The sequence below is a fragment of the Methylobacterium isbiliense genome (assembly GCF_022179325.1).
In the GTDB taxonomy this organism is placed as follows: Bacteria; Pseudomonadota; Alphaproteobacteria; order Rhizobiales; family Beijerinckiaceae; genus Methylobacterium; species Methylobacterium isbiliense.
On sequence record NZ_BPQQ01000011.1, the window covers coordinates 37,889 to 50,792 of the forward strand.

Consider the following 12,904-nt stretch of genomic DNA (forward strand, 5'->3'; position numbering starts at 1 on the left):
CCCCCGATGTCGAAGAAGACGAAGTCTGACAAGCCGGATCACGACGGCCATCCGCGCCCCTCCTCGGCCAGCTGGGCCGCGGAGGCCGGCGGCTTTGCCGCGACGAGCCCCGGCTCGCTCGCCGCCCACACGCTGGTCCGGCCCGCCCCCTGCCCGGGCATCGTCGTCAGCCGTCCGGGCGAGCCCTTCGACCTCGCGGCGGTCGATCCCGACGGTCCGCCCGATTCGAACGGGAAGGCCGCCGCCGAGACGGCGCTCGCGGTGGAGCGGGCGCGCCTCGTCGGCCTGCAGGAGCGGCTCTACGCCGAGCACAGGCGCAGCCTGCTGGTGGTGCTCCAGGCGATCGACACCGGCGGCAAGGACGGCACGATCCGGCACGTCTTCGAGGGCGTGAACCCGCAGGGCTGCCAGGTATGGTCCTTCAAGACGCCCTCCCAGGAGGAGCTCGACCACGACTTCCTCTGGCGCTATCACCACCACGTCCCGGCGCGCGGCATGATCGGCGTGTTCAACCGCAGCCACTACGAGGACGTGCTGATCGTCCGGGTCAAGGGCCTCGTGCCGGAGGCGGTCTGGCGGCAGCGCTACGGCCTCATCAACGACTTCGAGCGCCTGCTGACCCTGTCCGGCACCACCGTGCTGAAGTTCTTCCTCCACATCTCCCGCGACGAGCAGAAGAAGCGGCTGGAGAGCCGGCTCACCGATCCGAACAAGCGCTGGAAGTTCGATCCGGCCGACCTCGTCGAGCGCCGCGCCTGGGACACCTACCAAGCCGCCTTCCAGGACGCCCTGACGTGCTGCAGCACCGAGGCCGCGCCCTGGTACATCGTGCCGGCCAACCGCAAGTGGTTCCGCAACCTCCTGGTCGCCCGCACCATCGCCGACACGCTGGAGGCGATGAACCCGCGCTTTCCCGCGGCGCCGGAGGGGCTCGACGACATCAGGGTGCCGGACTGACCCTCGGCCGGGCAGTCCGCAGGCCGCGCCGCAGGGCGGGCGCCTCGACCACGAGCCAGCTCGCGATGCCGAGGAGCCCCGCGAGGCCGAGCGTGACGAGGGTGACGGACCAGGGCGACAGGCCGGGCGCGTGCAGGACGAGCAGGTTCTGGATCGGCCACGCGTAGAGATAGAGCCCGTAGGACGGGTCGAGCCGGTTCGTCGCGAGGCTCACGGCGCCCGGGGGCACCGCGAAGGCGAACCAGAACACGAGGTAGCCGCCCAGCAGCACGAGGGCCGGCTCGGCGAGGGTGGGGCTGAACAGGAGCGGCACGAGCAGCAGGGCCGCGAGCGCCGCGCCGCGCGCCGAATAGGCGATGCGGTGGCGCAGGAGATAGAACGCCCCGCCGCAGCAGAAGACGGCCGCGAAGCGGATGAGGCTCGCGAGCCGGAACCCCAGCGCGTCGGAGAGCCCCAGCACCGGGACGTGGCCGCGCAGGGCATAGAGGAGGCCGAGGCCGGCGAGCAGCGCGAGGTAGACCCGCGGCCGCTTGAGCGCCCCGGCGACGCCCAGGACGACGACGAGGAGATAGCAGCCGAACTCGTACGAGATCGTCCACATCGAGCCGTTCAGCTGCGGATAGGGCAGCCCGGCGAAGGCGCCCGGCACATCGGGCGGCGCGAGGAGCGCCATGCGGCCGAGGGACTTCAGCCACGCCGACGGCGTCAGGACCCCGCCCGCGAGCGGGGCGACGACCGCGATGCAGACCAGGGAGGCGACGAGGAAGCCCGGATAGATCCGCAGGATGCGCCGGACGAGATACTCGCCGGGCGAGGCCGCGCCGAGATAGCTGCGGGTGATGAGATAGCCGCTGATGAGGAAGAACCCGTCCACGGCCACCTCCCCGAACGAGAGGGTGCCGAACACCCGGGTGAGCACCTCGCGGGAGCGGTTGCCGTCGATCAGTTCCGGCGAGTGGGCGACCACCACCAGGGCCGCGAACAGCAGGCGCAGGAGGCCGAGGTTGTTGGCGCGGAGGGCATCGGCCTCCTCGGGCCGCTGGGTCAGGATCATGTCTGCCGTCTCGGCGCGGACCGGCGCGGCCACGCTTGGGAGCCGGGACCCTAGAAGGGTTTCCCGATTGTGTCCGGGACATTTCCGCGACAAACGGGCGGAAGCGCGGCGGCGTGGCAGCAGGGACGCGGCGGCCCCCCGCGGGCTGGACAGCCCGGCCGTCGCCTGCCATCGTGCGCGAAACATTATTTCGCAGGGCGGAAACGCGTATGATCAGTGCGGATCTTCGGGGACGCTGCGTCCTCGTGACGGGCGGCGCATCGGGCATCGGGCTGGCCGCCGTGACGCTGTTTGCCCGCAACGGCGCGGCGGTGGCGCTCAACCACCTGCCGGACGACCCGCGCGGTCCGGAGGCGGTGGCGCGGCTCACCGGCGACGGGCTCTCGGTCGTCGGTGTGCCGGGCAACGTGGCGGTGCCGGGCGAGGCCGAGGCGATGGTGGCGCGGGCGGTCGAGGCGCTCGGCGGGCTCGATGTGCTGATCAACAACGCGGGCACGCCCGCCTCCAGCCAGCCGATCGACTTCGCCGACCTCGACGCGATGACCGAGGATTTCTGGCAGACGATCCTGAGCACGAACCTGATCGGCCCCTATCGCTGCGCCCGGGCGGCGGCGGCGCAGCTGAAGGCGCGGCGCGGCTGCATCGTGAACACCGCCTCGATCGCGGGGCTCGGGCGGCGCGGCTCCAGCATCGCCTACTCGGCCGGCAAGGCCGGGCTCGTCAACCTCACCCGCAGCCTCGCCCGGGCGCTCGCCCCGGAGGTGCGGGTCAACGCCGTCGCCCCCGGCCTCGTGGAGACGCCCTGGACGCAAGGCTGGCCCGAGGCGCGCAAGGCCGCCACGCTCTCGCGCACCCTGCTCGCCCGCCTCGCCAAGCCCGAGGACATCGCCGAGACGATGCTCTTCCTCGCCGCCGGGGCCGCCTACATCACCGGCGAGACGATCGTGGTGGATGGCGGCCACGACTGAGGCGCCTCCGGGCGCTTCCCTGACGGACCCACGAGGAGCACCGCATGTCCCGCAAGACCGTCATCACCTGCGCGCTGACCGGCTCGTTCGACACGCCGTCGAAGAACCCGGCGGTGCCGGTGAGCCCCCAGGCCATCGCGCAATCGGCGATCGAGGCGGCGCAGGCCGGGGCGGCGGTGGTGCACATCCACGTGCGCGACCCCCAGACCGCCAAGCCCAGCATGGATCTCGCGCTCTACCGCGAGGTGGTGGAGCGGATCCGCGAGCGTGACGGCGACGTGATCCTCAACCTCACCACCGGCGCGGGCGGGCGCTACGTGCCAGGCGAGCCCGATCCGGCCCAGGCCGGACCCGGCACCAGCCTCGCCTCCCCGGAGGCTCGCACGCGGCACGTGACGGCCCTGCGGCCGGAGATCTGCACGCTCGACGTCGCGACGATGAATTTCGGCGAGCACACCTTCCTCAACACGCCCGCCCACCTGCGCGCCATGGCGGCCCGGATCGCCGAGGCCGGCACGCGGCCGGAGATCGAGGTGTTCGACCTCGGCCAGATCGAACTCGCCAAGCACCTGATCGCGGAGGGGCACCTCGCCCGCCCGCCGCTGTTCCAGCTCTGCCTCGGCATCCCGTGGGGAGCGCCGGCCACGCCCGAGACCATGCTGCAGATGCGCGACCGGCTGCCGCCGGACGCGGTGTGGTCGGCCTTCGGCATCGCGCGGGCGGAGTTTCCCATGGTGGCGCTGGCCGCCACGGCCGGCGGCCACGTGCGGGTGGGGCTGGAGGACAACCTCTACCTGTCGCGCGGGCAACTCGCCCCGAGCAACGCGGCGCTGGTGGAGAAGGCCGCGACGCTGCTCTCGCTCCTCGACTGCGCCCCCGCGACCCCGACCGAGGCGCGCGTCCTGTTCGGGCTCGCTCCGCGCTGACGCGCGCGGCGGCCATGATCGTGAAGGCTGCTCAGGCGCGCCGAGCCCGGGCGGCGGCGGTGCCTGCGAGCCCCGCGAGCGCCAGCGAGATCAGCACGTTCCAGCCCGCCAGCGAGACGCCGAGGAAGCGCCACGCCGCCTCGGTGCAACTCACCACCCGGGTGGTCTCCAGGGTCTTGAGGAAGTCGTCGACGCTGGCGGGGCCGGGGCCCGCGCCGCCGCCGCAATCGCTGGGACCCGGCCAGAAGCCCCATTCCGCACCCGCGTGGTAGGCCCCGAGGCCGGCGCTCGCGAGGAAGAGGAGCGCCAGCCCGGCCAGCACCCAGCGGGCGAGGCGACCGGGCAGCAGCGCCGCCATCGCGGCGAGCGGCAGCGCGAGGTAGTAGGGCTGGCGCTGCTCCAGGCAGAGCTTGCACGGCACGTAGCCGAGGACGTGCTGGAAGATCAGCGCCCCGCCCACCGTGGCGGCGGCGCCGAGGAGCACGAGGAGCGCCGCCGGACGCGGCGCCGTGAGCGCGGTCATGGAACGCCTCAGAACAGGTAGCGGAACCCGACGAAGCCGAGCACCACCACCGCCACCAAGCCCCCGGCGACCGCGTTCAGGTGTCGGTCGAGCACGGTGCGGATGCCGACGCCGTAGCGGCTCACGAGGCCGGCCAGAACGTAGAAGCGTGCGCCGCGCGTGACCAGCGACAGGAGCGTGAACCACAGGAGGTCGTAGCCCGCGAAGCCCGACGTGATGGTGACGAGCTTGTAGGGGATTGGGGTGAGGCCCTTCAGCAGGATCACCCAATGCCCATACCGGGCGTAGGAGTCGCGGAAGGCCTCGGCCTTGGCCGAGAGGCCGTAGAGGTTGAACAGCCAGACCCCGACGGAATCGTAGAGCAGCGCGCCGATGGCGTAGCCGAGCAGGCCTCCCGCCACCGAGGTCAGCGTTGCCACGAGGGCGTAGTGCCACGCCCGCTCGGGCCGGCTCACCACCATCGGCACCAGCATCACGTCGGGCGGGATCGGGAAGAACGAACTCTCCGTGAAGGAGACCGCGCCGAGCGCGTAGGGAGCCGTGGGCCGCGCGGCGAGCGCGAGGATCCACTCGTAGAGGCGACGAAGCATCGATGCGGGTGCCTGCTTGTGTCGGAGTGCGGTCGCGCTCTCACAGCACAGGATTGCGGCGGCGGCGAGGGCGCGCAGGCATGCACCCGGCCCGCAGGGCGGGGCGCGTGCCTGCGAGGCGGCAGTCTCGCGCAGGCGGGCGGCGCGCCGGCCGGTTCTTCCGGGGGAGCGGCCTCACTCCCCGGAGGCAGGCGCCTCCCCCCGCAGGAGGGCGGCGCCTGTCGCAGCCCGCGTCAGAGCGGCTTCTTCAGCAGGCGGGCGAACAGCCCGACGATGCCCTCGCGGAACAGCAGCACGCAGACGACGAACACCACGCCCTGGATGATCGTCACCCAGGCGCCGAACTGCGCGAGGTAGTTCTCCATCGCGATGATCACGAAGGAGCCGAGGATCGGCCCAAACACCGTGCCCATGCCGCCCACCAGCGTCATCAGCACCACCTCCCCCGACATCGACCAGTGCACGTCGGTGAGCGAGGCGAGCTGGAACACGATCGCCTTGGTGGCGCCGGCCACGCCCGCGAGCGTGGTCGAGAGCACGAACACCGCGAGCTTGTACTGGTTGGCCCGGTAGCCGAGCGAGATCGCCCGCGGCTCGTTGTCCCGGATCGCCTTGAGCACCTGGCCGAACGGCGAGTGGATGATGCGGTAGATCAGCAGCAGGCCGGCGAAGAAGATCAGCGCCACGAGCGCGTAGAGCACCCGGTCGTCCGCGAGGCTGATCACCCCGAACAGGTGGCCGCGCGGCACCGCCTGGATGCCGTCCTCGCCGCCGGTGAACTTCGCCTGCAGCGAGAAGAAGAACACCATCTGGGCCAGCGCCAGGGTGATCATCGAGAAGTAGATGCCCTGGCGCCGGATGGCGAGCGCCCCGAAGACGAGGCCGAGCAGGGCCGCGGTGAGCGTGCCGGCGAGGATGGCCAGTTCCGGGGTGAGGCCCCAGTGCTTGGCGCCGTAGGCCGAGATGTAGCTCGCCATGCCGAAATAGGCGGCGTGGCCGAAGCTGAGCAGGCCGCCATAGCCGAGCAGAAGGTTGAAGGCGAGCGCGAACAGCGCGAAGCACAACACCTTCATCAGGAAGACTGGGTAGAGGATCAGCGGCAGCACCGCGAGGGCGACCGCGATGCCGATGAAGACCATGCGGTGGAACGCCTTGGCGTCCTTGCCCTCGGGCAGGGCGGCGGCGATCGGGGAGGCGTCGTCGGACGCCGTGGCGGCGGAATGGGCCATCTCAGGCGGTCCTCGCGGGGACGGAGAGCGGAAGGGCGGACATCAGGCGGTGCGTCCGAACAGGCCGGCGGGCTTCACCAGGAGCACCAGCACCATGATGACGAAGATCACGGTCGAGGACGCTTCCGGGTAGAACACCTTGGTCAGGCCCTCGATCAGGCCGAGGGTGAAGCCGGTGATGATGGAGCCCAGGATCGAGCCCATCCCGCCGATCACCACCACGGCGAAGACCACGATGATGATGTCGGCGCCCATGTTGGGGTTCACCGAGTAGACGGGCGCGGCGAGCACGCCCGCGAAGGCGGCGAGCGCCACGCCGAAGCCGTAGGTGAGGGTCAGGAGCAGCGGCACGTTCACGCCGAAGGCCTGGACCAGGGTCGGGTTCTCGGTGGCGGCGCGCAGATACGCGCCGAGCTTGGTCTTCTCGATCACCAGCCAGGTGGCCAGGCAGACGACCAGCGAGGCGACCACGACCCAGCCGCGGTAGTTCGGCAGGAACATGAAGGGCAGGCGCTGGCCGCCCGAGAGTTCGGACGGGATCGCGTAGGGCAGGCCCGAGACGCCGTACTCGTTGCGGAACAAGCCCTGGATGATGAGCGCCAGGCCGAAGGTGAGGAGCAGGCCGTAGAGGTGGTCGAGCTTGTAGAGCCGGGCGATCAGCAGCCGCTCCATGATCACGCCGAACAGGCCGACCGCCAGCGGGGCCAGCAGCAAGGCCCACCAGTAGCCGATGCCGGCGTAGTTGAGCAGCATCCAGGCCACGAACGCGCCCATCATGTACTGGGCGCCGTGCGTGAAGTTGATGATGTTCAGGAGGCCGAAGATGATCGCGAGGCCGAGCGACAGGATCGCGTAGAACGAGCCGTTGATGAGTCCGAGCAGGAGTTGCCCGAACAGCGCCTGCATGGGAACGCCGAAGATCATGGTCATGGCTGGTCAGCGACTCGTGCGGGGGGAAGGCCGGGGCAGGCGTCCCGGCGGTATCATAGCAGGGCTCCGGTGCCGCGGCACCGGACCCCTGCGCCGTCCCGGATCGGCGCGGCGGAAGGCTCGCCTGCGCCCGGACCGGCCTCAGCTCTTGCCGACGAGCGGGCAGCCGCCCTCGCTCATCGGGCGGAACGCCTCGTTGCCGGGGATCGTCGCCAGCGTCTTGTAGAGGTCCCAGGGGTCCTTCGACTCGCCCGGCTTCTTGACCTCGAACAGGTACATGTCGTGGATCTTGCGCCCGTCCGGCCGGATCGTGCCCTTGCCGAACAGCGGATCGTCGGTGGGCAGTTCCTTCATCTTGGCGATGACCTGCCCGCCGTCCTTGGCCGACTTCAGCGCCTCGACGGCCTTGAGGTAGTGGATCACGCCGCCGTAGACGCCGGCCTGCACGGCGGTCGGCTTCTTGCCGTTGAAGGTCTTGGCGAAGCGGTCCGAGAAGGCGCGCGTGGCGTCGTTGAGGTCCCAGTAGAACGGCTCGGTGAGCACCAGCCCCTGCGCCACCTTCGGGGTGAGGGAGTGCACGTCCGAAGAGAACACGAGGAGGCCCGCGATGGCCTGGCCGCCCTCGGTGATGCCGAACTCCGCCGCCTGCTTGATGGCGTTGATGGTGTCGCCGCCGGCATTCGCCAGCCCGATCACCTTGGCGCCCGAGCCCTGCGCCTGGAGCAGGAAGGACGAGAAGTCGGCGGTCGGGAACGGGGTCTTGACCGAGCCGACCACCTTGCCGCCGTTCTTGGTGACGACCGCGGTGGTGTCGCGCTGCAGCGCCTGCCCGAAGGCGTAGTCGGCGGTGAGGAAGAACCACGTGTTGCCGCCGCGCTTGACCATCGCGCCGCCGGTGCCGTTGGCGAGCGCCACCGTGTCGTAGGTCCAGTGCACGGTGTTGGGCGAGCATTGCGCGCCGGTGAGATCGGCCGTGCCGGCCCCGGAATTCACGAACGCCTTGTTCTTCTCGCGGGTCACCTGGCTGATCGCCAGCGCCACCGAGGAGGTCGGCACGTCGAGGATCACGTCGACGCCGTCGCGGTCGTACCACTGGCGGGCGAGCGAGGCGCCGACATCGGGCTTGTTCTGGTGGTCGGCGGAGACGATCTCGACCTTCAGGCCCTTCTCGGCGGCCTTGAAGTCCTCCACCGCCATGCGGGCGGCCACCACCGAGCCCTCGCCCGAGATGTCGGCGTAGACGCCCGAGCGGTCGTTCAGCACGCCGATCTTCACCGGCGTCTGCGCCTGGGCGGCGGCGGTCATCAGGGCGCCGGCCGCACCGGCGAGCAACAGTCGCTTCAGCATCTCGATTCCTCCTCCTGTGGCTGCGCCCGCACCAGGCGCCGCCCGTCGTTGCCGGCCCCGGCCCGGGACGGGCCGGGCCGGAAAAATCTCGCTCACGGCTGCGCCCGGTCGAGCCGCACGACGCTGCCCCGCCCCACGAGCGGGCAGCCGCCCTCGCCCATCGGCCGGAACGCCTCGTCGCCGGGGATCGTCGCCAGCGTCTTGTAGAGGTCCCACTCGCCCCGCGATTCGGAGGGGCGCTTCACCTCGAACAGGTACATGTCGTGGATCTTGCGCCCGTCCGGCCGGATCGTGCCCTTGCCGAACAGCGGATCGTCGGTGGGCAGTTCCTTCATGCCCGCGACCACCCGGCCACCGTCGCGGGCCGATCCCAGGGCCGCCACGGCCTTGAGGTAATGCAGGACGCCCGCATAGACCCCCGCCTGGGCGGCGGTCGGCTTCTTGCCGTTGAAGGTCTTGGCGAAGCGGTCCGAGAAGGCGCGCGTGGCGTCGTTGAGGTCCCAGTAGAACGGCTCGGTGAGCACCAGCCCCTGCGCCACCCTCGGGGTGAGCGCGTGGATGTCGGAGGAGAAGATCAGCAAGCCGGCCAGCGCCTGACCGCCCTCCGTGATGCCGAGCTTGGCGGCCTGCCGCACCGCCGTGATGGTGTCGCCGCCCGCATTGGCAAGCCCGATCACCTTGGCGCCGGACTGCCGCGCGGCGGTCAGGAAGGCCGAGACGTCCGAGGCCGGGAACGGCGCCTTCACGGCCCCCACGACCCGCCCTCCCCGGCCGGTGATCACCGCGGTGGTGTCGCGCTGCACCGCTTCGCCGAACGCATAATCGGCGGTGATGAAGAACCACGTGTCGCCGCCGCGCTTGACCATCGCGCCGCCGGTGCCGTTGGCGAGCGCCACCGTGTCGAAGGTCCAGTGTACGGTGTTGGGCGAGCACTGCGTGCCGGTGAGATCGGCCGTGCCGGCCCCCGAATCCACCAGCACCTTGTTGCGCTCGCGGGCCACGTGGTGGACGGCCAGCGCCACCGAGGAGGTCGGCACGTCGAAGATCGCGTCCACGCCCTCGCGGTCGAACCACTGGCGGGCGATGCTCGCGCCGAGATCGGGCTTGTTCTGGTGGTCGGCGGAGACGATCTCGACCTTCAGGCCCTTCTCGGCGGCCTTGAAGTCCTCCACCGCCATGCGGGCGGCCACCACCGAGCCCTCGCCCGAGATGTCGGCGTAGACGCCCGAACGGTCGTTCAGCACGCCGATCCTCACCGGCGTCTGACCCTGGACCGACCCCGCCGTCGCCAGGGCGAGCACGGCGGCGAGGAGGAGCTGCGCGCGCATCACACCCCGAGATAGGCGTGGAGCTTGTCGATGTTGGCGTCGAGGTCGGCGTTGGGGATCATGTCGATCACCCGGCCCTGCTCCACCACGAAGTGACGGTCGGCCACCGTCTGGGCGAAGCGGAAGTTCTGCTCCACCAGCACGATCGTGTAGCCCTCGCTCTTGAGGCGGGCCAGCGTCCGGCCGATCTGCTGCACGATCACGGGGGCGAGGCCCTCGGTCGGCTCGTCGAGCAGGATCAGCTTGGCGCCCGTGCGCAGGATGCGGCCGATCGCCAGCATCTGCTGCTCGCCGCCCGAGAGCTTGGTGCCCTGGCTGCCCGAGCGCTCCTTGAGGTTCGGGAACAGCGTGTAGATCTGCTCGACCGTGAGCCCGCCGGGCTTCACCCGCGGGGGCAGCATCAGGTTCTCGTAGACCGAGAGGCTGGAGAAGATGCCGCGCTCCTCCGGCACGTAGCCCAGCCCGAGCTTGGCGATGGTGCGCGAGGGCATGGCGATGGTCTCGGTGCCGTCGTAGCGGATCGAGCCCTTGCGCTTGCCGAGAATCCCGATGATGGCGCGCAGCGTCGTGGTCTTGCCCGCGCCGTTGCGCCCGAGCAGCGTGACCACCTCGCCCGGCTTCACGTCGAAGGTGACGCCGTGCAGCACGTGGCTCTCGCCGTACCAGCCCTCCAGCCCCTGCACGGAGAGGAGCGGGGCCGTCGCGGCCGCGTTGGTCGTCTTGAGCGCCGCCTCAGCCATGACCGGCTCCGATATAGGCTTCGACCACCCGGGGGTCCTTCGAGACGGTGGCGTAGTCGCCCTCCGCCAGCACCTGCCCGCGGGCCAGCACCGTGATGCGGTTCGACAGCGAGGCCACCACCGACAGGTTGTGCTCGACCATCAGGATCGTGCGGTCCTTCGAGACGCGCCGGATCAGCGCCGCCGTGCGGTCGACGTCCTCGTGGCCCATGCCGGCCATCGGCTCGTCGAGGAGCAGCATCTCGGGATCGAGGGCGAGCGTGGTGGCGATCTCCAGCGCCCGCTTGCGGCCGTAGGAGAGTTCCACCGCCGGCACCTCGGCGAACTCACTGAGGCCCACCGCCTCGACCAGCGACAGCGCCTCCTCGTTGAGCGCCCGCAGGACCTTCTCGGAGCGCCAGAAATCGAAGGAATCGCCGCGCTTGCGCCGCTGCAGGGCGATGCGGACGTTCTCCTTCACGGTCAGGTGCGGGAAGACGGCCGAGATCTGGAACGAGCGCACGAGGCCGAGGCGGGCCACGTCGGCCGGCCGCATCTTGGTGATGTCGCGCCCGTTGTAGCGGATCGTGCCGGCCGTGGGCGTGAGGAACTTGGTGAGCAGGTTGAAGCAGGTGGTCTTGCCGGCCCCGTTCGGCCCGATCAGGGCGTGGATGGTGCCGCGCGCCACCCGCAGCGCGACGTCGTTCACGGCCCGGAAGCCCTTGAACTCCATCGTCAGGCCCTCGGTCGACAGGACGATGTCCTGCGGGGAGCCGCCCTGCCGGGGGGGCTCAGCGTGGACGGTGGGTTGAGCCATCGCGATGCATCACCCCTGCGTTTCCTCGATTGCGCCTATGCGCCCTTGGTATGGCCTCACAGCATGGCGCCAGGGCCTGAGTCAACCGGCGCCGCCCTTTCCGGGGCGGATGACGCCTCATCCGTTCGATTGAGGCCGGGAAGCTGCCGTTACGGTGCTCCCGCCGGGCCGCAGCCGCGGCTTTTGACGGGGAACGGGGTGGTTCCGGGAGCGATCAGCGCGAGAAGGCGGGCTCCTGACCAGCCTTTTGACCGGGCGCCTGGACCGGCGGCTCCGCCGCGCTGCAGGGCGCCCCCGCCCCGTCGCGTCCGCCCGGCGCGCAGGTCTCCTCCAGCCACAGCGCGAGGCCGAGCGCCGCCGCCGCCGGCAGCGCCAGCGCCACGAAGGCCCAGGTCCATCCGAGATGGATGGCGAGGAGACCGCCGACCCAGCCCGAGAGCGCGCCGCCGACGCCCTGGACCGCCGCCACCGTCCCGAGCGCGGTCTGGGTCCGCCCGGACCCCCAGGTGAGGTCGGCCACCACCACCGGAACCGCGACGCCGATCACGCCGGAGGCCACGCCGTCGAGCACCTGCGCGAGGATCAGCCAGGCCGGGTCGTCGAGGAAGGCGGAGAGCAGCGCGCGCACCGGCAGCACCGCGCAGGCGACGAGCAGGAGCTGGCGTCGCCCGCGCCGGTCGGCCAGCGAGCCGGCGAGCAGCGCCACCGGGATCATCACGAGCTGCGCCACCATCACGTAGCGGGCGGTCCATCCGGTGCCGTCCTGCCCCGCCGCCACGAGCTTCTGGCCGAGCAGGCTCAGCATCGAGCCGTTGGAGAGGTTGAACAGGGCGAGCGCCGCCGACAGGAGCAGCAGCCGCCGGTCGGCCAGCACCCTGAGGATCGCCGACCGCTCCGGCCTGTCCTCCGGATCGTCCTCCTTCCAGCCGACGGCCCGGCGGGCGTTCCAGCTCGTCTTTGGGGTCATCAGCGCGGCGACGATCGCGGCCGCGGCGAGCAGACCCAAGACCCAGAAGGCCACGACCGGCCCGACATACGGCGTGCCGAAGCCGATCACCAGGGCGGCGCCCAGGATGCCGACGTGGTTCCAGGCCTGGTTGCGCCCCTGCTGTCGGGGAAAGGCCTGCTTGCCGACGATCCCGAGGGTCAGCGCCGTGACCGCCGGCACCACGAGCGTGCCGCCGAGCGCGGCGACGAACTGCGCGGCCAGGACCGCCGGGAAGGAGCGGGCCCCCATCAGCAGGAGCGTGCCGGCGAGAATCGCCCCGCAGGCCGCCGCGATCAGCAGGCGCGGACGCCCGACGCGGTCGACGAGGGCGCCGAGCGGCCCGCTCAGCGCCAGCGTGGCGAGGCCGACCAGGGTGGTGACGAGGCCGACCTGGCTCGGGCTCCACTGCGCCGCCTGCGCCAGCCATGTGCCGAGGAAGGGGCCGAGCCCGCCCTGGATGTCGCCGACGAAGAGGTTGATGAGCGCGAGATGGGAGGTGGCCTGCATCGACGCGATGATCCTCGTGCG

At 71.1% G+C, this 12,904-nt stretch carries 13 protein-coding genes; 3 read left to right on the forward strand and 10 right to left on the reverse strand.

From position 1 onward, the window contains the following. Positions 1-6 precede the first annotated feature (6 nt). Complete coding sequence (locus MFF61_RS05590) at positions 7-957, forward strand: polyphosphate kinase 2 family protein (protein WP_238234087.1); 951 nt, start codon at positions 7-9, stop codon at positions 955-957. Here the strand turns inward: MFF61_RS05590 and MFF61_RS05595 are convergent. Continuing rightward, on the reverse strand, positions 941-2,011 hold the full coding sequence (locus MFF61_RS05595; RefSeq protein WP_238234088.1) for an acyltransferase family protein: 1,071 nt from the start codon (positions 2,009-2,011) through the stop codon (positions 941-943). The two genes, MFF61_RS05590 and MFF61_RS05595, sit on opposite strands and share 17 nt — an antisense overlap. Before the next feature lie 209 nt (positions 2,012-2,220). On the opposite strand from MFF61_RS05595, the gene MFF61_RS05600 reads away from it, so the two are divergent. Together MFF61_RS05600 and MFF61_RS05605 are read left to right on the forward strand one after the other, a co-directional pair. Then, a complete protein-coding gene (locus MFF61_RS05600; RefSeq protein WP_238234089.1) occupies positions 2,221-2,979 on the forward strand; it encodes an SDR family NAD(P)-dependent oxidoreductase in 759 nt (252 codons plus the stop codon). A 44-nt stretch (positions 2,980-3,023) separates the two neighbouring features. Then, positions 3,024-3,905 carry a beta-keto acid cleavage family enzyme gene (locus MFF61_RS05605; RefSeq protein ID WP_238234090.1) on the forward strand — a complete coding sequence of 294 codons (882 nt, stop codon included), beginning with the start codon at positions 3,024-3,026 and terminating at the stop codon, positions 3,903-3,905. A 31-nt stretch (positions 3,906-3,936) separates the two neighbouring features. Here the strand turns inward: MFF61_RS05605 and MFF61_RS05610 are convergent, their stop codons facing one another. The 9 genes from MFF61_RS05610 to MFF61_RS05650 form a co-directional block, all read right to left on the reverse strand. Then, positions 3,937-4,428, reverse strand: coding sequence for a disulfide bond formation protein B (locus MFF61_RS05610; protein WP_238234091.1), 492 nt, complete (start codon positions 4,426-4,428; stop codon positions 3,937-3,939). An 8-nt stretch (positions 4,429-4,436) separates the two neighbouring features. Then, positions 4,437-5,018, reverse strand: coding sequence for a YqaA family protein (locus MFF61_RS05615; RefSeq protein WP_238234092.1), 582 nt, complete (start codon positions 5,016-5,018; stop codon positions 4,437-4,439). A gap of 233 nt (positions 5,019-5,251) precedes the next feature. Continuing rightward, positions 5,252-6,247: a branched-chain amino acid ABC transporter permease gene (locus MFF61_RS05620; RefSeq protein ID WP_238234093.1), complete on the reverse strand. Its 996-nt coding sequence runs from the start codon at positions 6,245-6,247 to the stop codon at positions 5,252-5,254. Positions 6,248-6,289: 42 nt separating this feature from the next. Then, entirely contained in the window at positions 6,290-7,177 is an 888-nt protein-coding gene (locus tag MFF61_RS05625; RefSeq protein WP_238234094.1) for a branched-chain amino acid ABC transporter permease, read from the reverse strand. A gap of 141 nt (positions 7,178-7,318) precedes the next feature. Next, on the reverse strand, positions 7,319-8,524 hold the full coding sequence (locus tag MFF61_RS05630; RefSeq protein WP_238234095.1) for an ABC transporter substrate-binding protein: 1,206 nt from the start codon (positions 8,522-8,524) through the stop codon (positions 7,319-7,321). Positions 8,525-8,616: 92 nt separating this feature from the next. Next, a complete protein-coding gene (locus MFF61_RS05635; protein ID WP_238234096.1) occupies positions 8,617-9,852 on the reverse strand; it encodes an ABC transporter substrate-binding protein in 1,236 nt (411 codons plus the stop codon). Beyond that, positions 9,852-10,592 (reverse strand): ABC transporter ATP-binding protein, encoded by a 741-nt coding sequence (locus MFF61_RS05640; RefSeq protein ID WP_238234097.1) that lies wholly within the window; start codon positions 10,590-10,592, stop codon positions 9,852-9,854. Before MFF61_RS05640 ends, MFF61_RS05635 begins: the two co-directional genes overlap by 1 nt. Continuing rightward, a complete protein-coding gene (locus MFF61_RS05645) occupies positions 10,585-11,388 on the reverse strand; it encodes an ABC transporter ATP-binding protein (protein ID WP_238234098.1) in 804 nt (267 codons plus the stop codon). Before MFF61_RS05645 ends, MFF61_RS05640 begins: the two co-directional genes overlap by 8 nt. Positions 11,389-11,602: 214 nt before the next feature. Then, complete coding sequence (locus tag MFF61_RS05650) at positions 11,603-12,883, reverse strand: MFS transporter (RefSeq protein WP_238234099.1); 1,281 nt, start codon at positions 12,881-12,883, stop codon at positions 11,603-11,605. Positions 12,884-12,904 lie beyond the last annotated feature (21 nt).

Bases quoted from the DNA above. Each gene is read 5' to 3' on its own strand.
- MFF61_RS05590 (WP_238234087.1), top strand. From the start codon at position 7: ATGTCGAAGAAGACGAAGTCTGACAAGCCGGATCACGACGGCCATCCG.
- MFF61_RS05595 (WP_238234088.1), bottom strand. From the start codon at position 2,011: ATGATCCTGACCCAGCGGCCCGAGGAGGCCGATGCCCTCCGCGCCAAC.
- MFF61_RS05600 (WP_238234089.1), top strand. From the start codon at position 2,221: ATGATCAGTGCGGATCTTCGGGGACGCTGCGTCCTCGTGACGGGCGGC.
- MFF61_RS05605 (WP_238234090.1), top strand. From the start codon at position 3,024: ATGTCCCGCAAGACCGTCATCACCTGCGCGCTGACCGGCTCGTTCGAC.
- MFF61_RS05610 (WP_238234091.1), bottom strand. From the start codon at position 4,428: ATGACCGCGCTCACGGCGCCGCGTCCGGCGGCGCTCCTCGTGCTCCTC.
- MFF61_RS05615 (WP_238234092.1), bottom strand. From the start codon at position 5,018: ATGCTTCGTCGCCTCTACGAGTGGATCCTCGCGCTCGCCGCGCGGCCC.
- MFF61_RS05620 (WP_238234093.1), bottom strand. From the start codon at position 6,247: ATGGCCCATTCCGCCGCCACGGCGTCCGACGACGCCTCCCCGATCGCC.
- MFF61_RS05625 (WP_238234094.1), bottom strand. From the start codon at position 7,177: ATGACCATGATCTTCGGCGTTCCCATGCAGGCGCTGTTCGGGCAACTC.
- MFF61_RS05630 (WP_238234095.1), bottom strand. From the start codon at position 8,524: ATGCTGAAGCGACTGTTGCTCGCCGGTGCGGCCGGCGCCCTGATGACC.
- MFF61_RS05635 (WP_238234096.1), bottom strand. From the start codon at position 9,852: ATGCGCGCGCAGCTCCTCCTCGCCGCCGTGCTCGCCCTGGCGACGGCG.
- MFF61_RS05640 (WP_238234097.1), bottom strand. From the start codon at position 10,592: ATGGCTGAGGCGGCGCTCAAGACGACCAACGCGGCCGCGACGGCCCCG.
- MFF61_RS05645 (WP_238234098.1), bottom strand. From the start codon at position 11,388: ATGGCTCAACCCACCGTCCACGCTGAGCCCCCCCGGCAGGGCGGCTCC.
- MFF61_RS05650 (WP_238234099.1), bottom strand. From the start codon at position 12,883: ATGCAGGCCACCTCCCATCTCGCGCTCATCAACCTCTTCGTCGGCGAC.